Origin of the sequence: Paenibacillus sp. CF384 (assembly GCF_900106745.1) — a bacterium.
Lineage (GTDB): Bacteria > Bacillota > Bacilli > Paenibacillales > Paenibacillaceae > Paenibacillus_Z.
The window spans coordinates 358822-381726 of record NZ_FNNV01000002.1; the positions used below are offsets into that span (position 1 = coordinate 358822).

At 48.4% G+C, this 22905-nt stretch carries 18 protein-coding genes; 2 read left to right on the forward strand and 16 right to left on the reverse strand.

The features are described from left to right. Positions 1-8 precede the first annotated feature (8 nt). From BLW29_RS07205 to BLW29_RS07245, 9 genes are all read right to left on the reverse strand, one after another. A complete protein-coding gene (locus tag BLW29_RS07205; RefSeq protein ID WP_090977722.1) occupies positions 9-896 on the reverse strand; it encodes an ABC transporter permease in 888 nt (295 codons plus the stop codon). 74 nt (positions 897-970) lie between these two features. Further along, a complete protein-coding gene (locus BLW29_RS07210; RefSeq protein ID WP_090977724.1) occupies positions 971-2656 on the reverse strand; it encodes a type 2 periplasmic-binding domain-containing protein in 1686 nt (561 codons plus the stop codon). Positions 2657-2977: 321 nt separating this feature from the next. After that, positions 2978-6580 carry a fibronectin type III domain-containing protein gene (locus BLW29_RS31680; RefSeq protein ID WP_256208425.1) on the reverse strand — a complete coding sequence of 1201 codons (3603 nt, stop codon included), beginning with the start codon at positions 6578-6580 and terminating at the stop codon, positions 2978-2980. Positions 6581-6826: 246 nt separating this feature from the next. After that, complete coding sequence (locus BLW29_RS07220) at positions 6827-8533, reverse strand: type 2 periplasmic-binding domain-containing protein (protein ID WP_090977726.1); 1707 nt, start codon at positions 8531-8533, stop codon at positions 6827-6829. A 191-nt stretch (positions 8534-8724) separates the two neighbouring features. Next, positions 8725-9804 carry a response regulator gene (locus tag BLW29_RS07225; protein WP_090977728.1) on the reverse strand — a complete coding sequence of 360 codons (1080 nt, stop codon included), beginning with the start codon at positions 9802-9804 and terminating at the stop codon, positions 8725-8727. Beyond that, positions 9801-11543, reverse strand: coding sequence for a sensor histidine kinase (locus BLW29_RS07230; RefSeq protein ID WP_090977730.1), 1743 nt, complete (start codon positions 11541-11543; stop codon positions 9801-9803). Before BLW29_RS07230 ends, BLW29_RS07225 begins: the two co-directional genes overlap by 4 nt. 503 nt (positions 11544-12046) lie before the next feature. Beyond that, entirely contained in the window at positions 12047-12370 is a 324-nt protein-coding gene (locus tag BLW29_RS07235; RefSeq protein ID WP_090977732.1) for a helix-turn-helix domain-containing protein, read from the reverse strand. Between the two features lie 233 nt (positions 12371-12603). Beyond that, on the reverse strand, positions 12604-13392 hold the full coding sequence (locus tag BLW29_RS07240; RefSeq protein WP_090977832.1) for a TrmH family RNA methyltransferase: 789 nt from the start codon (positions 13390-13392) through the stop codon (positions 12604-12606). A gap of 31 nt (positions 13393-13423) precedes the next feature. Continuing rightward, positions 13424-14089, reverse strand: coding sequence for a potassium channel family protein (locus BLW29_RS07245; protein WP_090977734.1), 666 nt, complete (start codon positions 14087-14089; stop codon positions 13424-13426). Between the two features lie 144 nt (positions 14090-14233). On the opposite strand from BLW29_RS07245, the gene sspI reads away from it, so the two are divergent. After that, the gene (gene sspI / locus BLW29_RS07250; RefSeq protein WP_090977736.1) at positions 14234-14473 is read left to right on the forward strand and encodes a small acid-soluble spore protein SspI; all 240 of its coding nucleotides are present in this window, start codon (positions 14234-14236) and stop codon (positions 14471-14473) included. Between the two features lie 8 nt (positions 14474-14481). Here the strand turns inward: sspI and BLW29_RS07255 are convergent, their stop codons facing one another. From BLW29_RS07255 to BLW29_RS07280, 6 genes are all read right to left on the reverse strand, one after another. Then, the gene (locus tag BLW29_RS07255) at positions 14482-14934 is read right to left on the reverse strand and encodes a DinB family protein (protein ID WP_256208426.1); all 453 of its coding nucleotides are present in this window, start codon (positions 14932-14934) and stop codon (positions 14482-14484) included. A 72-nt stretch (positions 14935-15006) separates the two neighbouring features. Then, positions 15007-16107, reverse strand: a complete 1101-nt coding sequence (locus tag BLW29_RS07260; protein ID WP_090977737.1) for a Gfo/Idh/MocA family protein — start codon at positions 16105-16107, stop codon at positions 15007-15009. A 98-nt stretch (positions 16108-16205) separates the two neighbouring features. Further along, positions 16206-17300, reverse strand: a complete 1095-nt coding sequence (locus tag BLW29_RS07265; protein WP_090977739.1) for a Gfo/Idh/MocA family protein — start codon at positions 17298-17300, stop codon at positions 16206-16208. A gap of 83 nt (positions 17301-17383) precedes the next feature. Beyond that, the gene (locus BLW29_RS07270) at positions 17384-18019 is read right to left on the reverse strand and encodes a ThuA domain-containing protein (RefSeq protein WP_090977741.1); all 636 of its coding nucleotides are present in this window, start codon (positions 18017-18019) and stop codon (positions 17384-17386) included. A gap of 44 nt (positions 18020-18063) precedes the next feature. Continuing rightward, a complete protein-coding gene (locus tag BLW29_RS07275) occupies positions 18064-19227 on the reverse strand; it encodes a Gfo/Idh/MocA family protein (RefSeq protein WP_090977743.1) in 1164 nt (387 codons plus the stop codon). 106 nt (positions 19228-19333) lie between these two features. After that, positions 19334-20371 carry a LacI family DNA-binding transcriptional regulator gene (locus tag BLW29_RS07280; protein WP_090977745.1) on the reverse strand — a complete coding sequence of 346 codons (1038 nt, stop codon included), beginning with the start codon at positions 20369-20371 and terminating at the stop codon, positions 19334-19336. Positions 20372-20518: 147 nt separating this feature from the next. On the opposite strand from BLW29_RS07280, the gene BLW29_RS07285 reads away from it, so the two are divergent. Then, complete coding sequence (locus BLW29_RS07285; protein ID WP_090977747.1) at positions 20519-20953, forward strand: NINE protein; 435 nt, start codon at positions 20519-20521, stop codon at positions 20951-20953. A gap of 358 nt (positions 20954-21311) precedes the next feature. Here the strand turns inward: BLW29_RS07285 and BLW29_RS07290 are convergent, their stop codons facing one another. After that, positions 21312-22898, reverse strand: coding sequence for a peptide chain release factor 3 (locus BLW29_RS07290; RefSeq protein WP_090977751.1), 1587 nt, complete (start codon positions 22896-22898; stop codon positions 21312-21314). Positions 22899-22905: the final 7 nt, after the last annotated feature.

The following is a 22905-nucleotide window of genomic DNA, read 5'->3' on the forward strand; positions in this document are numbered from 1 at the left end:
ACTCTGTTCTAGAAGATGCGATAGTTCGCGTACCTCGCGGCTAATCGGTACGAGATGACAATCAGAATAAAGCTAACGATGGACTTCAGAAGTCCTACTGCAGTTGCAAGTTCGAATTGCGATTCAATTAGGCCCACCCGGTACACGTAAGTATCAATAATATCCGCGGATTGATAGACGACTGGATTATATAAATTAAGGATTTGTTCGAAACCTGCGTTCAGAACGTTCTGCAATGCGAGCGTCGTGATGAGCACGACTGTTGTGGAGATCCCCGGAATTGTGACGTAACGCAGACGCTGCCAACGGCCCGCTCCGTCTATCGCTGCCGATTCATATAAAGAAGGATTAATTCCCGTCAGCGCGGCGATAAACACGATCGCGGAGAAACCGAATTCCTTCCAAACATCACTTCCGATTAGGATCGTTGGGAACCAATGGTTGTTGCCCATAAAGAGCACTGGTTCTGCCCCGAATAAACCACCTATTTGATTCACGATCCCGTCAAAGGAGAACATCTGCGCCAAAATCCCTCCAAGTAAAACCCAGGAAATAAAGTGTGGTAAGTAGACGATTGTTTGTATCACGCGTTTCATCGTTTTAAACCTTAGCTCATTTAGAATCAGCGCGAAAAACAATGAGACCACTAAATTAGCAATGATTTTGCCGAACGCAATAAAGATGGTATTCTTAAAGACTTGATAACTATCAGGAATTTCAAACATATAATGGAAGTTTTCAAGCCCGACCCATCTCGATCCCCAGAATCCTTTGCTCGGATTGAAACTTTCAAATGCCATAACGATTCCGAACATCGGGTACACGCTGAATATGAGCAGGATGACAATTCCGGGCAGTAGCATTGCGTGATAATGGAGGCTTTGCTTTATTTTCATATCTAGGACTCCTTAACGAGTTGCGCCAAACCGTAAAGCCCAGTTCAGCGCAAACTCTCGTTACATTAGTAGCCTTACTCGCCAAGCATCTCGTTGACTTCTTTCGTGATACTTTCCCCGCCTTGAGCATTCCAATCTTTAACAAACTGATCGAATGAATCCACTGGCGCATTACCCAAAATGATTTTTAAGAACGCATCCAACTCCAACTTCGTCAAATTCACCCAACGTTTCTCCATCGTCGGTGTTACACCGTAGAAGTCACTGAATAACTTGTTGTTGGCAGATTCCTTAACCAGTGCTCCCATACCGTAGATTCGAGAGACAAGCTCCCCTGTCACATCCGGATTATCTTTCATCCATTGATCGCCCTTGCTGTAATTCTCAAACAATCTGGCTACATTCTCGATTTGATCCTTCGGCATGTTTCCGAGCGTGTCCTTGGACGCCCCATCAATCATTGCTGCCAAGTTCTTGTTATATTGGACACCGAGATCGGCTTGCCAGAGCGGGAAATCCACAACCCAACCGTTCCAAGCTATTTTGTTTTCAAGCACTTCATTCTTATATGGATCCATAGTAGGTTCTTGCTGAATATTCAATATTTTGTAAAGCAACTCCGGATGCTTAAAGCCTTTCTTGACGACCGCAATTTCGCCTACTGGCGGTTCCTGCTTGCCGTAAAATTGTCCGTTCCCATCCTTTATGGTATATGCACGCCATTGTGATTCTTTATCGTTCTTCAACTGGTCGACAATTGGCCACCAGCCCGACCACCATGCACCGAGAAAGACGCCTGCTTTACCGCTGGAAACTTTCTGCGCGAACTGATCGCTTTTTGTAGTTGCGAACTCTTTGTCAAGTACTCCTTTTGCATACAATTCATGCATGTTCGCAAGTGCCTGCTTCATTTCAGGCTGGGTCGAGCCATAAACGACCTTGCCTGATGCATCCTTGGTCCACAAGAATGGCTTCGCATCGTAAGCAAGAGCCAATGCTTCGAAACCGAACATGTTACGCGCGTTGCCGGAGTCTTCTTGGCCCGGAATACCTGTTGTTCCGTAATTCTTATTGAACGCTTCGACGACCGTTGCCAAATCCGCCATATTCGTTGGCTCTTTCAACCCCAACTTGTCAAGCCAGTCTTTACGAACCCAAGCTAGACTAGACGAATTGTCGACTTGCCCCATTGATGCGACGCCATAAATCTTGCCGTCTCTGGTCAACGTCTCAATGGATTTACCCCCGTCTGATGCTAGTACGGTCTTCAGCGCATCTCCGACGTATTTCTCATAATAAGGCGTCAGCTCCTCGATCATGTCGTCATTAATCAATTGCATGTAAGTCGTATAATCTACCGTGAAAATATCTGGCAAATCATCACTAGCGATTGCTAGTTTAATCTTCTCGGTATAAGCCGGTTCTTTCTGACTCCACAGAAAATTCACATCGACGTTGAGTTGTTTCTTAACAAGATCAACCCATCGGTTACCCGTTAAACTTTCACCATTCGGGATATGGTCGGCACCGTCCCTCACTTTTTTGACGAGATTAACGGTTACTTTCTCTGGCAGCGGCCCCATTGGATCCGGAACTTCTTCGGATATTGAATGATTGTCCGTCGAATCCACAGTTGCATTAGAACTTGTGTTGGACGCTGTGTTTGGCGTCTTGTCATTCGTGGTGTCCTTACTGCAAGCGGTGACAATCATCAGCATTGCTATGAGTGGCAGGAGTATTGCCGTTCTCACTTTTGCCATTTCTACAACTCCCTTTTTTATATTTTTTTATCTTGCTCTGTAATTGTAAGCCCTATCAGTACATGTGACGTAGAGTGATATATCTTCTAATGCCGTTGTTTTTGTACTCTCGTTACGATTGGAACACATTCATCTAACCTCTTGAGCACATTGTTCGTAGTATGGATCTATAGCAAAACGACACCTCTATTGAGGTGTCGGGGTTATCTCGCAGGCTGAACTGGTATTCGGTCGGCATTATACCTTACTGCAAGCCTCTTTGAAATATTCATACGGCCCCTGCCGCTTTCGAGACTGGAGCCGCATACTTATATCATTTCATTATTGAACACTTACATCTTCAAAGCTCGCAAGATTCCATTCAGCAGACACGCCAATCTTGCCTGCTCCAAGTTCGTTTTGCGATACTCCACTAAAATAAGTCGTCCCGTTTACCTTTACTGTCGTGCTCCCAGCGTTGCGGATAATATCCACGGTATACCACGCAAATTGTGCACCAGTGAAAGGTACGGATTGCACTAAGGTACGCGTACCACCGACAACTTTGTACAAGTTGGCGGTCGTCGAGGCAGGAGCAAGCGTCAGCTCGTAATAATTGTTCGCGTCCACATAATTGTAGATTACACCGTATTTATTGGAAGATGATCCGTAAGCCGAATAAAGCTTAACGCTGTAAGTGTAAGTCGAATTCCAAGTCGCACCGTTATAGATGGCCTTCTGGTAGCTCGTTGAACTCGTTTGCTTGTAAGCACCTGCTGTCGCCGACCAGCTGGCGCTGTCCGCCGTCCAGTTCTGTGCGAGGTTGTCGTCGAAGTTTTCCGTATAGCCACTTGAAGCCGAAGTCGTAACATTCACTGCGCTGCTCGCTGCCGATACATTTCCTGCGACATCCTTCGCCTTGACCGTAAAGCTATATGCGGTATTGGGGCTAAGACCCGTCACGGTGTAGCTCGTCGATGCGGTGCTGCCTGTAAGCGTCGAGCCGTAATAGACATCGTATCCCGTAACACCTACGTTATCAGTAGATGCGGTCCAACCCAGGTTAACCGTCGTATCTGTATGTGACGGCGAAGTTACAGCGGTTGGGGCCGTGGGGGCTGTCGTATCGGAAGAACTTACGGTTACATCATCGAAACTGGCGGTGTTCCATTCAGCAGATACGCCAATCTTGCCTGCCCCAAGCTCGGTTTGCGATACGCCACTAAAATACGTCGTCCCGTTTACCTTTACCGTCGTGTTCCCTGCGTTCCGAATAATCTCCACGGTATACCACGTATTCTGTGCACCGGTGAAAGGTACAGATTGCACTAAGGTACGTGTACCTCCAACAATTTTGTACAAGTTAGCGTTAGTCGATGCAGGAGCAAGCGTCAACTCGTAATAATTGTTCGCGTCTACGTAGTTATAGAGTACACCGTACTTATTTGTAGATGAACCATAAGGTGAATAAAGCTTAACGCTATACGCATAGCTGGAATCCCAAGTCGCACCGTTATAGATTGCCTTCTGATAGGATGTCGAGCTCGTTTGCTTGTAAGCACCGGCTGTCGCCGACCAGTTGGCACTGTCCGCCGACCAGTTCTGAGCGAGGTTGTCATCGAAGTTTTCCGTGTAGCCGCTTGAAGCCGAAGTCGTAACATTCACTGCGCTGCTCGCTGCCGATACATTACCTGCAGCATCCTTCGCTTTGACCGTGAAGCTATAGGCAGTTGCATTCGTTAAGCCTGTAACTGTATAACTCGTCGATGATGTGCTGCCAGCAAGTGTCGTGCCGTAGTACACATCATATGCCGTCACACCGACGTTATCGGTAGAAGCAGTCCAGCTCAAGCTGACCGTGGTGTCTGTATGTGAAGTCGATGTCAGTGCAGTCGGCGTTGTTGGAGCAGAAGTATCGGAAGATCCACTTGGTCTGGCAATCTTCCAAATTCCGAAACAGCCGGTACCGACAAAAGCATAGCCAGTAGAAGGCTGCACACGGATTACCCCGGCTTCGCGAGCACCATCCTTGCCGAATTGCGGATTCGGAACGCGCGTATTCCGCGTAAGAATAGTCCATGTCAAACCACCGTCAGTAGAACGCACGACGGATGCATCAGTCGTGTACGTGTTACCAGGGCCACCAACGTAGACGATATCCGTATTCCCAGGGTCGACCGCGACCGTAATGATGTGCCGATTTCCCATCTGATCGACTGGAACAGAAGAGGTTATTTCGGTCAGCGTCGAAGTAGAGATATCATACTTATATAGACGATCCTGTGTAACGGCATATACTCGGTTACGCACTTGATCGTATTGCACATCTAAAATGTCTGCGGGCAAAGTCGATAACGTCGTCCATGATGCGCCTTGGGTTGTGGAACGCACCAGACTGCTTCCGTTCGCACCATAAAGCTCCTTCGAACCCGTCGGATTATGCGTAAACACTCCTGTTGCGCCACTCATCGTTGTCCAGTTATACCCGTTGTCCGTGCTCCTCTTATTCCAAGCAAACAAAATACTGCTGTTAACGGGATCTTGGTATGATACTGGGTCTCCAGATAGAACGATGCCTGTATTCGTTATCGTCCCGCCGTTATCTCGAGTAATGAAGAGATTTCGGGGACCATTATAATTGCCTACAGGCGGTACGCCTCCATAATAGAGATTACCAGTGGCTGCATATGCACCGTAAACCCACCCACCCCAGACTTGCTGCATTAAATTTGTAATTTTCCAAGTTGCTCCTCCGTCTGTCGTCAACATACCGTCATAATCCTGGGAACCCAAGTAGGCGATATTGTCGTTATAGACGTTGAAACTGAAGTAACCGCCCGTCATAATGCCATTATTTCCATTATTGGCCCATACCCATGTTGCGCCTCCGTCTGTGCTTTTGGTCATATAGTCTCCCCCAAATGACCATACAACAGAAGCGTTCGTTGGATGCCAGGTAAAGACAGCTTGACGATTATTATATGGAATGACACTTTTTGAATTATCGTAAGTAGAAACCGTCCAAGTCGCTCCCCCGTCGGACGTGTAGTAACGTTTATGGTCATATGCTCCTTCATTTGCTGCTATGGCCATCCGGTTCGGATCCACAGGGCTTACTTTTAAATTATAAGGATTAATTGTCGGGTAAGTGGACGACGTAACTTTTACGAAAGTTTCCCCGCTGTCGATCGATTTATATAAACCGTCTGCTTTGCTAAGAAACACGTAATTCCCATACCCTGAAGTTGGTACGATATCAAGTCCGTTAGCCGCCCCCGAGCTCTTGAGCGTGAACGTTACGCCACCATTAGTACTCTTATAAAACCCAGTACTGGTTGCGGAATAGATAGCTCCAGAGGTCGGATGTACTCGCAAAATTCCGCCGGCATAAGTAGATGTACTCGCTAGCTTGGTCCATGTGCTGCCACCATCTGTTGATTTATAAATTGCTGGATCGACTGTGGGGGTTCCCCAACTGGTAATGTCCGAGGCGACTCTCGACCAATAAACCGTCTTTGTATAACCTGCGACTGCATCATAACTACTCGGATCATAAGCAATTTGATCACGGAAGTCGCGATAACCACTAATGTTCTCAGGTCTAACACTCGTCCAAGACAAGCCCTTATCAGTTGTCAGATACAATCCATTCCAAGCTGAAGGGCCAGAGTTCGCACCAACGGCAATCGCTCGGTTCGCATTTCGAGGATCTATCGCAACTCCCGAGTTGCCTCTAGAATCGTAGCCAATGTTAGCTGGCTCCCAATTCGCTCCTCCATCAGTACTACGGTACAATCCCCCAACGTCTGTTCCGTACAGCATGAAGTTCGGATCTGATTGTGAAATCGCTATCCCTTGCGGCCATTGGCCGCCTTCGCCTCCCGCATTTCCCGCACCTGGTGTCGTCGATGTTTTGACCGGGAGGGGAATCCAAGATTCCGCCATTACGTCCCCCCCGCCCAAAACTAGAATGAATGCCGATAAAAGTAAACTAATGATCTTTTTCAAGCACTGTCACCATCCCTTGTTTAATTGTGTACTACTTCACAATCTCCAAGCTAAATTGAAGCGTTACCCATTTTTCCGCGTAGTACTGAAAGCTTTGCTTTCTTTTCATATCTAGGACTCCTTAACGAGTTGCGCCAAACCGTAAAGCCCAGTTCAGCGCAAACTCTCGTTACATTAGTAGCCTTACTCGCCAAGCATCTCGTTGACTTCTTTCGTGATGCTTTCCCCGCCTTGAGCATTCCAATCTTTAACAAACTGATCGAATGAATCCACTGGCGCATTACCCAAAATGATTTTTAAGAACGCATCCAACTCCAACTTCGTCAAATTCACCCAACGTTTCTCCATCGTCGGTGTTACACCGTAGAAGTCACTGAATAACTTGTTGTTGGCAGATTCCTTAACCAGTGCTCCCATACCGTAGATTCGAGAGACAAGCTCCCCTGTCACATCCGGATTATCTTTCATCCATTGATCGCCCTTGCTGTAATTCTCAAACAATCTGGCTACATTCTCGATTTGATCCTTCGGCATGTTTCCGAGCGTGTCCTTGGACGCCCCATCAATCATTGCTGCCAAGTTCTTGTTATATTGGACACCGAGATCGGCTTGCCAGAGCGGGAAATCCACAACCCAACCGTTCCAAGCTATTTTGTTTTCAAGCACTTCATTCTTATATGGATCCATAGTAGGTTCTTGCTGAATATTCAATATTTTGTAAAGCAACTCCGGATGCTTAAAGCCTTTCTTGACGACCGCAATTTCGCCTACTGGCGGTTCCTGCTTGCCGTAAAATTGTCCGTTCCCATCCTTTATGGTATATGCACGCCATTGTGATTCTTTATCGTTCTTCAACTGGTCGACAATTGGCCACCAGCCCGACCACCATGCACCGAGAAAGACGCCTGCTTTACCGCTGGAAACTTTCTGCGCGAACTGATCGCTTTTTGTAGTTGCGAACTCTTTGTCAAGTACTCCTTTTGCATACAATTCATGCATGTTCGCAAGTGCCTGCTTCATTTCAGGCTGGGTCGAGCCATAAACGACCTTGCCTGATGCATCCTTGGTCCACAAGAATGGCTTCGCATCGTAAGCAAGAGCCAATGCTTCGAAACCGAACATGTTACGCGCGTTGCCGGAGTCTTCTTGGCCCGGAATACCTGTTGTTCCGTAATTCTTATTGAACGCTTCGACGACCGTTGCCAAATCCGCCATATTCGTTGGCTCTTTCAACCCCAACTTGTCAAGCCAGTCTTTACGAACCCAAGCTAGACTAGACGAATTGTCGACTTGCCCCATTGATGCGACGCCATAAATCTTGCCGTCTCTGGTCAACGTCTCAATGGATTTACCCCCGTCTGATGCTAGTACGGTCTTCAGCGCATCTCCGACGTATTTCTCATAATAAGGCGTCAGATCCTCGATCATGTCGTCATTAATCAATTGCATGTAAGTCGTATAATCTACCGTGAAAATATCTGGCAAATCATCACTAGCGATTGCTAGTTTAATCTTCTCGGTGTAAGCCGGTTCTTTCTGACTCCACAGAAAATTCACATCGACGTTGAGTTGTTTCTTAACAAGATCAACCCATCGGTTACCCGTTAAACTTTCACCATTCGGGATATGGTCGGCACCGTCCCTCACTTTTTTGACGAGATTAACGGTTACTTTCTCTGGCAGCGGCCCCATTGGATCCGGAACTTCCTCCGATGAGTCTGTGTTGTCTGTATTGCTTGTCGTGTTACTTTTAGATGTCTCTACTGCTTCGTTTGATTTCGTAATATTCCCTGTGTTTGATTCCTTGTTGTTCGCCCCTTCACTGCAAGCGGTTACAAAAGCCAACATTGCTATAAGCGGTAGTAGTAAAACCTTGTTGACCTTCCCCATGTTTACAACTCCTTTTTTAAGAGTATTAATTTCCGCTACATTGAAATTGTAAGCCTTATCATTCTTAAGGACGTACAGATTTTTATCTTCTCATGCCGATGTTTTTGCACTCTCGTTCCGTTCGGAAGACATTTGTCTAACCTCTAGAGCAAATCGTTCGCAGGATGAGGTCAAAATACAAAACGACACCTCTATTGAGGTGTCGAAGAGCTGTCTCGAAGACTAATTCGGTATTCGGTAGGCAGCATGCCCGTCTTCTCTTTGAATACTTTGCTGAAATACCGTTCGTCCTGAAAGCCCACATTGTCAGAAATGACATAGACAGGATAGTTCGTGCTCTCTAGTAAATACTGAGCGTACCTGATATTGACAAATTGTACATAACTTACGAATGGAGTGCCTACAATGTCTTTAAAGCTCCGGCTAAAGTAGCTACGGCTCAAATGTAGTTCCGAACAGATCGTCGCCTGTGTAATTTTCTGGCCGGCTGATCGATGAATTTCATCAAGTGATCGTAGGATGAGCGACAAAATATCCTCGGAATAAAGCATGTTGCGCAATCTTGTCTGAACGTTCAGCTGAAACTCCTTTAGCCATTCCCGTAGCTCAGCCCAATCCGAAGCATTGTGGATTCTGGCTTGCCCTTCATATTCTGCTACCCACGGCAGACGTGCGACCCATACCGCATGTAAGCTTGTAAGCATTGCTTTACGGTTCGCCCATGACAATACGAATTCAGCAATACGATCAGCAATTTCACGATGCTTGCCTGCCACAATAACCCATTGCAACGACGACCATGCTTGCAGAAGTTGATCCTGTTTTGATGATTCGTCTGGCTTCTCCATTAAAGGAATCTGCGAACTTGTTGCCTCGAGCTCTCGCACTTTTACCCTGCCCATTCTTTTTACGATTCTTTCTAACAACTCGTCCAGATCCTGACTCTCCAGTTGTGTCTTCACGATATAATCAATTGCTCCGAGACGCATCGCTTCTTGGATATATTCGAAATCGCGATGACATGTCAAGACGACGATTGCCACTCGCGGAAAACGCTTTTCGACGGCTTCCATAAGCTCTAATCCCGTCATGCCCGGCATGGTCAGGTCAGTAATCAACAACTCGACTTGGTTTTGTTCGAGATAAAGTAGTGCTTTCTCCCCGTTTGATGCTTCCCCATCGACGGAAATGCCGAACTTCTCCCACGGCAGCATGAATCGGACCCCTCTGCGAACCAAACTCTCGTCATCGACGATCAAAGCACGAATCATTGCGAATTCCCTCCTTTGTGGTCGGGCGGCAGGACAAGCATAATCGAGGTTCCTTCGCCGAGTGTACTTTGCACATCAATCCGTCCCCGTCCGCCATAATAGAAGTCGACCATCTGGGTGACGTAACGAAGCCCAATTCCGAGACCGGTTTTACGCGAACGTTCGTCGTTCTCTAGTAACCGGGTCAATTGCTCCTGGGACATGCCCTGGCCATTGTCATGAACAGCAAGCCTCAACCAGTCGTCCTGATCATAAGATATCATAACTTGGACAGAACCCTTTTCATGATTTAACCCATGATATAACGCATTCTCGACAAGCGGTTGAAGTATGAAGCGTGGAATTTGCACTTGAAGTAAAGATTGATCAACATCGAAATTCACTTCGAAGTGAAAATCGTAACGGATGCTCTGCAGCTCGACATAATCCCTTAGCACTGCAAGCTCCTCTTCGACCGTTACCATAATATTTTTCTTACCCAAATTATAATGCAGAACGTTGGTGAACAATGTAACCAGCCTTACGATTTCTGTTTGACCGTTCATGCGAGAGATCCATTGAATAGTGTTCAGCGTATTTTGGATAAAATGAGGATTAATCTGAATGAGCAGCTTCTCCACTTCTAATTGTCCTCTCTTCCGTTCCTTCGTCTCGACCTCATCTAGCAAATCAATAATTCGGTCGCTCATGGAATAGAAGTTCTGCAGAATGGCGTCAAACTCGCGCATGCCTGTACGAACGAGCTTTCCTTGGTTACGCTTGAAGTCGAATCGACTGATCACCAGATTGATTCGGTACATTGGTCTGTACACCATTTTCCAAATTGTGAAAAAGAGCAGCGCTGTAACTAAAACGGACAAAATGGAGAGGGAAAGAAATTGAAATCGCCAACGGTTCACTTCATGCATGTACTCCTTTCGTGTTACAAGTACATGCATTTTCCAACCTTTAGGATTTGAAGATGAGAACTCTTTATATTGGTCAGTTTTGGTCGACTTGCCGTAAGAGGTGCCTATCGGGTATTTCTGTGGCAAATCACTGTATGCGATCCGTCCGTCCTGTGTCTCGACAACATGCTTGACTGACATGCTATACCTCATCTGCGACAGTAACAATTTAAGATTCTCTTCTCTTGATTCTAAGTACACGTACATGACAGGGTTATGTTCATCATCCTCTAGTGTGCGTACAAGTGATAGCACATTGTATCCGGACGAAGCAGAAATCGCGGTAGGGTGGATACCATAATAAGTCAGTTTATTAGCGTGTAGAAAAACAGGCAATGACCGAGCGGAAAAGTCGCTTCGAACTTGTTCATTCGAAAAAAAATAGGAGCCTTCACTTCCTGGCATATAAAAGAATAAAAACCCGATTGAAGGGCTAGAGAAATAGATGTTGTCTATGCTTTTATTTATACCCTGAAACAGCTTCGCCTTTTTATACATATCTTTTTCTGATGCATACGCGAGCACATCTTCACCAATGCCACCGTTATTCGTTAGTAACTGGGAAGCTCGGCTCAAGTCATCCAAAGCACCTTGCATCTGGGTGGTTTCATTGTCTAGTATACTTTGCAAGTCCATCTGCACTTTATCAATTTGGACACGATAAATCCAATAATATGAAATAAATCCGAGTAGTACGATAGGAGTCAACACGGCTATGATCAGAAAAATTGCAAGTCGTGTTCTCAAAGTTTCCGGATACAGCCTCTTAAAATTAGCTAACAGATAGCTCATTGGTATCGATTCTCCTGCAAGGGCAAAGTATATTGTAAGCGCATGCAAGATTACCTTACTCTTAGTACGGGTTTTTTGTCAATAAAGGGCGAAAAACAAAGCTTGATGACTTACTAGTAGATTTTTAATAATTCACAATGATACTTTTAATATGTTCGACCCGTCTCACTAGTTCTTCAGTAATAGGTCTAACACCCTTCAACCGAAGTATTCATTTTCCATTTGAAGTCTCTTCACTCTCTTCATTTTTCAGTAGTCGTTCTATAATTCTAGCTTATCTACGGAGGGACGACTGAAAATAAAAGGTGCAGTGGCCTTAATCGCTATTGCACCTCTTACATGATCGGCTAAACACCTTGATCAGTAGCCGCTGAACTTAATCATAATGATAGCAAAACTATTTACCTCCCCCTTTCTGAGTCACTAAGTGATATAAAAAAGTCCCAAGGTAATATACCTCGGGACTTTTTTATATATGAACCTATAGTAATAATAACTAACCATTATTGTATTCTGAGTTTAAGAGAAGCAATTTCTAAAATTTCAATTTTATCTTTAAGATCTAGTTCCCTATATACATGTAGCAGTCGAGACTCTAAATCTGATAAGTCTTTATCTCCTAAACGTTCATTACCCGCAAGAAGCATCTCCAAAGAACAATTAAACGTTTGATGAATTGAAACTACAGTGTCTATTGAAGGTTTACATTTTCCTGATTCGATATCACTTAAACTTCCTTGTGAAATTCCAATCTTTCGTGAGAACTCATTCTGATTAAGCATGTTCAGCTTTCGTAGACGTCTAATGTTTCCCCCAATGTCATACACTTTGAACGCCTCCACCAAACGTAATTTGTTCGGGATTGTCTCAACATATGATATAGAAATGAGCCCCTCATTTTCATGCTTAAAAATGGAATCTGCAAAATCATATTCTTAAGCAAAACTCCCCAGAAGCCTTGATTCACGGGGAGTTTCACATTCTCTAATATGTTATAACTTGTCTCAAATAATCTTATAAACAGTCTCATTTGATGGTATAACCCACACACATCTTGTAGTTACTCCGCATACCGCCGCTGCCTTAGCGCCTCATACAACAGAATCGTACTCGCCATCGCCACATTCAGCGATTCCGAATGCCCATGCATCGGAATGATAATGCTTGTATCCACTAGCCCCAGCACATCCGCTGATAATCCTTGCGATTCGCTGCCCATCAGCAGCCACGTTGGCCCGCTCCAGTTATAGCTGTAACAGGTAGCCGAGGCTTGCAGGCTCGTCCCCACAAGGGAGATCCCATGCTTCTTTGCTTCCGGGAGCAGCTCGCTCAGATCGCCTTCAATGACCGGAAGATGGAACAACGAGCCCATCGTCGAGCGCACCGTCTTCGGGTTGTAGAGATCGACGCAGCCTTGTCCGAGGACTACGGCATGAGCGCCGACCGCGTCCGCGCTGCGGATAATCGTGCCGACATTGCCGGGATCGCGTACGCCGTCCAGCACCACGACCAGCGAATCCTGCTGATACAGCTTCGAACGATCCGCATAGGGCTTTGCAGCCACACCGAACACCGGCGGCGGAGAGTCCGTTCCTGTACATTTGGCCATCACGGCCGGAGTCGCTTCGATCAGCTCACAGTCCGTTTGGCTCAGCAGGGTACGAAGTTCGCCCGGTACACCGCGTTCCATATCGATTACGATGGTTTCCACATCGGCACCGGCAAGCAGCGCTTCCTGCACCAAGTGGACGCCTTCGATAATGAAGCGGCCCGAACGGTCGCGGTGCTTCTTCTCCAGCAAGGCAGCCATCGCTTTTACTTTTTCATTTTGCACAGATGTAATGCTCATCATTCGTTTATTGTTCGTTTGCACGCTATTATCAGCCTTCCGCATAATCAAGCTCTAATTCAGATAAAAGTTCATTCTTGCCCACAATAACCAGTACATCGTCTGCTTTAATGACATCCTCCGCTAGGGGAGAAATATTGAGCTCGCTCCCTGTCTTGATCGCGAGTACATTGCATTTGTATTTGGCGCGTATATCCAGCTGCTTCAAGTTTTTGCCGACGGTAAACGAAGGTGCCTTGATCTCGACAATGCTGTGATCCTTGGACAGCTCGATGTACTCCAAGATGTTGGGAGAGATCAAATGATGAGCAACCCTCATCCCCATATCCCGCTCCGGAAACACGACTTTATCCGCGCCGATCTTAGTCAGCACCTTGCCATGCAGTTCACTTTGCGCTTTTACAATCAACTGTGGAACGCCAAACTCCTTCAGAATAAGCGTCGTTAGTATGCTCGCTTGAATGTCTGCGCCGATCGCCACAACGACGACATCGAAGTTGCGCAGCCCAAGTGATCGCAATGCATCCTCGTCCGTCGAATCTGCCGTAACCGCATGCGTTACCCAAGCGGAAACGTCTTCGACCTTCTGCTCATTCGAATCGATCGCCAGCACATCAAAGCCAAGCTTAGACAGCGATTGAGCGACACTTGTGCCAAACCGCCCCATGCCAATTACCGCGTACTGCTTATTCGGCAAGACTTTCATCCCCCTTGAAGCAATTTGAGCTTATTATAGCACAATTTCCTTATATATCCGAAAGATACGCTACATCCTCCGGCATGAAATCAAGGTCGTAAGGAGATATTAAACCTCGAATCTGTATGTGATGGAGGGATCAGATTGAACAATCTTGATTTGCGGCAGGCAATCGTTCGTCGGGTACAAAATTTAACAGGGGAAGAATTGACCGACGTCATTGAAGGCTCCATCGGAAGCGATGAGAAAGCACTCCCTGGACTAGGCGTACTGTTTGAGATGATTTGGAAAAACTGCGGCGAAGCCGATCACAATCGCATGGTACAGGTGCTCTACGACGAGCTTCATCCAGCGGCAGAAAGTGCATCGCCGAGCCCAAGCTGACTACGCCCTTAATGCCCGAATATTTGCTGTAAATGATGCTCCATATGAGCCACATAATCTTCGATCAGCCACTCCAGCGTGACCGTAGTTCCGCTTGGAAACTGTCCGGTACGCGCTAAACTTGCTGGCGATAGACCTGTAATGACACGCAAGACCGATTGATTCAGACTCACCCATAGCGCAAGCACCTCTTCTGGGGGAGCATCTATATACCGCTGAGCTTTCACCCAATTCTCTTGGTCGTAAGGAACGATGACCGGTATGGCTTCAGTATGCCCATCGATTTGAACGAATCGGCATAAATTATTGATGGATGAATCGCATAGATGTCCAAGCAGCTGCAGGCGCGACCATTTCCCCTCGGTGAGCGGCTGCACGGCAGCAGCTTGATCGAGCGATCGGAATCGCAGCGGCACGGAATCCAGCATAGCTTCCATGCTGTTTATGGCATTCGAAATCATTAAAGCCCCTCCTATAGATAGAAAAATGACATTCAAACCATGACGCGGTTTGAATGTCTTTTTCTGTGCAGCTTACACTGCAGCTGTATCGCTCTCAAGCGCCGGCATGGGCTCCGGACGCTCGCAAGTGCTCTCCATCACGTAGTGCTTGCCGTCACGGGAAGCATCATGGAAGCCATGCATCGCTTCAAGAACGTGATAAGCCATGGCTCCGTTCGCACGGTGCTGGCCGCCTTCGACAATCGCGCGCGCCATATCCGCTACGCCGATGCCGCGGTTATTATCGGTATTGCCGTGCGTGAACGGAACCTCTTCCCATTCGCCGCCAAGGCGGCGCAGCTTGATGGTACCGCCAAACATATTCGGATCTGGCACGAGCAGGGAGCCTGCGCTGCCATGAATCTCGATGTTCGGAAGCGATGTGCCTGCCTTCGAATCGAAGCTCGTAATCAAGGTTCCTACCGCTCCGCTTTGGAAATCGATAACGCCGGCAATATGCGTAGGCGTCTCTACTTTAATGATCTTGCCGTTCTTCTTCTCGCTCGTAATCGTACGCTCAGGGAAAGGAATGATAGCCGAGCCTGTTACGCGGCGGAACGGACCCAGCAGCGCGATATAAGCTGTCAAATAGTATGGCCCCATATCAAACATCGGACCGCCGCCGGCTTCATAAAAGAACTCCGGATCCGGATGCCAGCCTTCTGGTCCTTCGCCAAGCATGAATCCCGTTACGGAGATCGGAGTACCGATCGCGCCGTCATCGATCAGCTTACGGCAAGTTTGAATGCCGCCGCCGAGGAATGTTTCCGGTGCACTGGCGACGCGCAAGCCCTTCTCGGCTGCGAGAGCCAGCACCTTCTTGCCTTCCTCGCGAGTAACCGCAAGCGGCTTCTCCACATACACATGTTTTCCTGCTTCAAGTGCTTGCAAGCAAACAGACGCATGAGCTTTCGGAATTGTCAGGTTAACGACGATCTCGATTTCAGGGTCTGCAAGCAGCTGCTCTACGGTATAAGCTTTAGCGAGACCGAATTCCTCTGCACGCTGCTTCGCGCGCTCCAAATCGATATCTGCCGCAGCAACAAGATCAATCTCCGGGTATTTCTTCAAATTCGTAAAATAAATTTGGCTGATATTGCCGCAGCCCACAATGCCGACTTTCACTGGTTTCATGAACGAGTTCTCCTTTTATGTAACAGAAATCGATGTGTGAACATGATCAGCCCGCCCAAACGAACGGGCAAGCTGCATATCTTTATTCCATATTATCGTTATTGAGGCTGGGCATCAAGTGCAGGCATGGGCTCAGGACGAGTGCAAGTGCTCTCCATCACATAGTGCTTCCCGTCGCGCGAAGCATCGTGAATGCCGTGCATCGCTTCCAGCACATGGTAGGCCATCGTGCCGTTAGCACGGTGCTCCCCGCCTTCGCGAATCGCGCGAGCCATGTCGGCAACGCCAATACCACGATTGCTGTCGGTATGGCCATGCGTCAGCTCGATCTCTTCCCAGTCTCCGCCTGCACGGCGCAGTTTCACAGTGCCGCCGAAGCCGTTCGGATCCGGGACGATCAGCGACCCTTTGCTGCCGTGAATCTCGATGTTCGGCAGCGATGTGCCGCCCGGTACATCGAAGCTTGTCAGCAGCGTACCGATTGCGCCGCTCTCGAAGTCAAGAACGCCTGTAATATTCGTAGGCGTTTCTACTTGGATCAGCTTGCCGCGTTTCTTCTCGCTTGTGATCGTCCGCTCCGCATGCGTAATCCGTGCCGAACCGGTAACGCGGCGAATTGGACCAAGCAACGTAACGAAAGCCGTTAAGTAGTAGGGTCCCATATCGAACATCGGACCGCCGCCGATCTCATAGTAGAACTCCGGATCCGGATGCCAGCTCTCGTGGCCGCCGCAGAGCATGAAGCCTGTCGCGGATACCGGCATCCCGATTGCGCCTTCGTCAATCAGCTTACGGCAGGTTTGGATGCCTCCGCCTAGGAACGTCTCAGGTGCGCTAGCGACGCGCAGACCTTTCTTCTCCGCCAGCTCCAGCACTTGCTTGCCTTCTTCGCGAGTAACGACAATCGGCTTCTCTACATAAACATGTTTGCCCGCTTCAAGCGCCTGCAAACATACAGATGCATGTGCCTTCGGAATCGTCAAGTTAACAACGATTTCGATTTCCGGATCATTCAGTAATTGCTCAACCGTATAAGCTTTGCTCAGATTGAATTCTGCGGCACGTGCTTTCGCACGCTCGATATCAATATCCGCCGCTGCGACAAGATCCACCTGAGGGTACCTTTTCAAATTCGTAAAATAAACGTGGCTGATATTGCCGCAGCCAATAATACCGACTTTAACTGGTTTCATGAAACGCCATTCCTCCTATAAGTAGAAATCAGAATGATTCTAGAATAAGTCCTCGGCTATCAACTGCTATTGCTATCGCTCTATTAAGCTTCTTGGCTGCGTGCCGCCCACAGGAATCCGCGACGCATCAATTCAAGTGTTTGCGGCATAGCCACGATGTTCGCTTGATGCCCCAATGAATTGTAGTACACGCGTCCTTCGCCCCATGTTTTCGTCCAAACGATCGGCATCTTCACATCGCCGAACGAAGTCGTCGCATGTACTTCATTGGCCGGGTCCACATGCATATAGTACTTCTCCGTGCACACTTCAAAATCACCGATGCCGCTTGTAAGCGGATTGTCTTCAGAAACCATGTTGACGTCGTAGATGACGCCGTCATTGCCCGGGTGAGCGACCCACTGCCCGCCAACCATGAATTGATAATCGACATCGTTGCGGAAGGAATCGCCCATGCCGCCGTGACAGCCCGCGATGCCGCAGCCCGCACGTACCGTATCTAGCAAGGGACGAAGCTGCTCCTGCGTAATGGAACCCATTGTCCATACAGGAACGATGAGGTCAAGCTGTGCCATCAGTTCCTCGTCTTTGTAAGCGTCCAGTGTATCCGACACCGTTACTTCAAAGCCTTCTTTGTTCAACAAATCAGCGAAAATCCCCGCTACTTCCTCCGGCTGATGACCATCCCAGCCGCCCCAAACGATTAATGCTTTTCTCATGCTTCCCATCCTCTGCTTCAATAGTTAATCCGCAATCGTTCTCTTTATCTTAATTCCGAGATCGCTACCCAGCGGCGTTCGGCAATCGACTTATCGACAGCTTCCAGAACAGCCTGGCATTCTACGCCGTCCACGAAGTTCGGAACAGGCTGACGATCTTCAGCCAGTGCCAGCATAAACTCGTGCATCTCATGCGTGAACGTGTGCTCATAGCCAATTGTATGTCCAGCCGGCCACCAAGCCTCGCTGTAAGCATGCGGTGCATCGGTTGCAATGACGCGGCGGAAGCCTTGAACGTCGGCTGCATCGTCGGTGAAATACACTTCCAGTTCATTCACGCGTTCAAAATCAAACTTAATGCTGCCCTTGCTGCCGTTGATTTCGAACGAATTCGTACAACGATGACCCGGCGCGAAGCGCGTCGCTTCGATGCTGCCAAGCGCGCCATTTGCGAAACGCGCAAGGAACAAGGTCGCGTCATCTACGGTTACCTGGCCGCGCGGCGCGTCTTTATCGCCTTTTGCACTCAGACCGGTCATCGCCGTCGGAAGAGGACGCTCCTTCACGAACGTTTCGCTCATCCCGATTACTTCTTGGAATTCGCCGACGAGGAAGCGCGCCATATCGATGACATGCGCACCGAGATCACCATGCGAGCCGGAGCCGGCAATTTCCTTCTGCAGACGCCATACCAGCGGGAATTGCGGATCTACGATCCAGTCCTGCAGGAAGAATCCGCGGAAATGATAGATTTCGCCGATACGGCCATCGGACACCAGCTTCTTAGCCAACTGCACAGCCGGAGCAAACCGGTAGTTAAAGCCCACCATATGCTTCACGCCGGCTTTCTCCGCCGCATTCAGCATCTCGATCGAATCGGCCAGATTAAGCGCCAACGGCTTCTCGCAGAATATATGCTTGCCCGCTTCAGCGGCAGCAATAGCAATCTCCTTATGGGCATCGCTTGGTGCATTGATATCAATCAGATCGATATCATCGCGCGTAACAAGCTTACGCCAGTCCGTCTCCGCGCTTTCCCAGCCAAACTGTTCACGCGCTTGCTCAAGGCCGACTGCATCCCGTCCGCAAATAACAGCCATCTGCGGGCGAGTCACTTTCGGGAAGAACATCGGAAGCGCTCTATAGGCGTTGCTGTGGGCTTTTCCCATAAATTTGTAACCGATCATGCCTACTCGAATATTGCTCATCGTTTGGTTCCGCCTCTCATAAAATTAGGTTAACCCTACTGTGAAACTTCCTCAGTTATCAAGCATGAACCACTAGGTACACCTCACCTATCACCTAGGGATCACGTTATTTGGTCGTCGTTCTCGTTGTCTTGGAGGAAGCCCTTTCAATCAACTTCACAGGCAGCTTCACTTCAAAAGGGGACGATGGTTCTGTCTCCGTCATCATGTCAAGCAGGCGGGAGGCCGCCTCGCAGCCAACTTCATAGAACGGAACACGAATGGAGGTCAGCGGCGGCTCTGTCATCCGCGAGACATCGGAATCGTCGCAGCCAACAAGCGCAACGTCCTCGCCTACGCGTATGCCCAGCTCCTTAAGACCCTGCATGAGCCCGATTGCCATACGGTCGTTCGCGGCAATCACCGCATCGATATCACCGCTGCGAATGAGCTCTGCTACCTTTACAGCCTGCTGGTAACCGCTCTTGCGGCTATAATTCCCAATCAGCACATGCTCGGCTTGGTAAGGCACCTGCGCTTCAACGAGCGCTTGCCGGAAACCCTTCAACCGATCCAAACTGTTCGAGTATTCCGCAGGACCATTTAGAAAACAGATCTTCCGAAAGCCTTGCTGCAGAAGATGTCTGGCCGCATGACGGCTGCCCATTTGCTGATCGGCATCCACCGTGTTGAAGGCTTCTCCCTCAAAGCGCTGATTAACGAGGCAGAAGGGATGTTCCCCTTCCTTGAGCTCGGCAAGCGCCTCACGTTCCGTCGGCACGTCTTGAGCGCCTAAGATGATGCACCCGTCAATCTTCTGCGTCCGAAACAGATTCGCGTAGTCCCGCGGCTCGTCAGCTTCCCGAAACAAGAGCAGCAAATCATACCCGCGCTGCTTGGCCGTAACCCCGATCCCGCTCAATACTTCAGAGAAGTAGTAAGTCGAGAAGAGATTCACCTTAGGCAATAGCGGCAAAATAACGCCAAGATTACCGCTTCTGCGCAGCGCAAACCGCTGTGCAAGCGCGCTTGGCACATACCCAAGCTGCTTGGCGGCATCCACTACCCGTTTAGCCGTCTCATCCTTCACCGTCCCGGCGCCGTTCAGCACACGCGATACCGTCGCTTCCGACACTCCTGCTAATTCAGCGACTTTTTTACGGATAAGTCCTTCCTCCCATCCAAGTTAATGATCCAATGTACACGCGTACATTTTCTCATGCAAGCGGTTTCGTGTCAATCCTTTTTGGTACTGTAACAGTAGGATTTCTGTCCTATTTCGAACCGCTAGTGCAAAGGGGAAGAAGACGTCATGCTTACCAAACATGACTTGACCTTCAATGAACTGCTCCTCCTGAACTCCGAGCTCCGCGATACCGAGAAATCAACATCGACCGCTTACGTGATGCTGATCGGCGGCCATTTTGGGCTGCACCGTTTCTATCTGAGGCGGATCGTCTCAGGCAGCGCGCAGTTGCTCCTATTCGTTGCTGCGATACTCTTCTATATTGGCAGTAGAGTCACTGCTGCCACTGCCTCAACATCGAACTATACGAAGCTATCGCTTGTCTTATGTGTCCTTTCGGAACTCGTCCTATTGGTTTGGAACATTGCCGATTTGTTCCTGCTTCCCGGGATGATTCGTTCCTACAATGAAGTTCTGAAGCAGGAGATTCTGGCGGCTATTGAGCATTATCGCCGAATGGAGCAGCTTGCTGGCCGCTGCATCGAGGATTTGATTGATTGAAAAGAAACATACCCAACCATACTGTCATGGGAGTTCAGCTTAAACGGTACCCCACTCAAATGCTGCTCGAGCGAGTGCATCATTGTTGCAGGAACTGCAACATTTTCTCTCTCGAGAGGGTACTGAAGTAGATATTGTTGCAGAAAATGCAACATTTCTAAGCAAATATGCCCCATATTAGCTGATTGCTCCGAAAATGTTGCACTTTGCGCAACATTTGCTTATGTCGAGCTTATATTACGTTCAAATGCTGCCTTTTTTGCAACACTTTTTATCACCCTAAAATAGTTTCACAATCTGGGACAAAAAAAGACCTCAACCCCGTCAGCGAACGAACGGAATTGAGGTCTTCATTTCATTAAGGAGCCATCTCCAAGAACTTGGAGGTTGGGTTCTTATCCATTGCGGTACGCATTGCATATTCGTTCTCGAACAAGGCTACGTAGTTGTCTTTCTTATCCTTCACCAGCGTGGAATTAATCCGGTACTTGGAAGGGTCAATCTTGTCATCGACAATCCAGCGGGCAAACTGGAACTGCATCCGGTGCAGCTGAATGTCGACGCCGTATTCCGAACGCATCCGATGCTCGAACACCTCGAATTGCAGCTGTCCGACAACGCCTAGAATGGTTTCATCAAAGTTGCCTGTGGAATGGAACACTTGAATCGTTCCTTCTTCCGTCAGCTGATCGATACCCTTCTGGTATTGCTTATGCTTAAGTGCGTTCTTCACGGTAACTTTCGCAAACAGCTCCGGCGAGAAGGTTGGCAGCTCATCGAATACGACGTCCCCGCCTTGTGAGAGAGAATCGCCGATTCGGAAGATACCCGGATCGAACAACCCGATAATATCACCCGGATACGCATTTTCGACGATATCCCGATCCTGCGCCAGAAATTGCTGCGGTTGTGCAAGCTTGATATCCTTGCCGTTACGCACATGGCGAACACTCATGCCCCGCTCGAAACGGCCGGAGCAAATGCGTAGAAACGCAATCCGGTCGCGGTGAGCCGGGTTCATATTCGCTTGGATTTTGAAGACATAACCTGTGAACTTCTCGCTAATCGGATCGACTGGACCGCTTGTGCTCTGACGCGGTGTCGGCGAAGGAGCAAGCTCCAGGAAGTTCTCCAGAAACGTCTGTACGCCGAAGTTGTTAACCGCACTTCCGAAGAATAGCGGTGTCAATTCTCCTGCACGTACTTTATCGTAATCGAACTGATCCCCCGCTACATCAAGCAGCTCTAGATCTTGAATCAACTGTTCCGTCAAGAAGTCGCCCGCCATCTCGCGGATATGAGGATCGTTATAATCCTTCACCTTCACGACTTCAATCGTGGAATGATCGTTGCCTTGGAACAGCTCCACTTGGTTCTTCATCCGGTCGTAGACGCCGCAGAGCTCGCGTCCCATGCCGATCGGCCAGTTCATCGGAACCGCCCGAATACCAAGCACGCGCTCAAGCTCTTCCATTAATTCAAATGGACTTTGCCCTTCGCGGTCGAGCTTGTTAATGAAGGTGAAGATCGGAATACCGCGCTTGCTGCACACTTGGAACAGCTTAATCGTCTGTGCCTCGACGCCTTTCGCGACGTCGATAAGCATGACGGCGCTGTCGGCAGCAGTCAGCGTACGGTACGTATCTTCACTGAAATCTTGGTGACCCGGTGTATCGAGAATGTTAACGCGATGACCGCTATAGTCGAACTGCATCACGGAAGACGTAACGGAGATCCCCCGCTGCTTCTCGATTTCCATCCAGTCGCTCGTCGCATGGCGGCTTGCTTTACGCGCTTTAACCGTACCGGCTTCACGAATGGCACCCCCGAATAGAAGGAGCTTCTCCGTTAGTGTCGTTTTTCCCGCATCCGGGTGAGAGATGATGGCGAATGTACGCCTTTTCTCTACTTCTTGTTTAATCTCATCGGTCATTGTTTTACTCATGATAGTT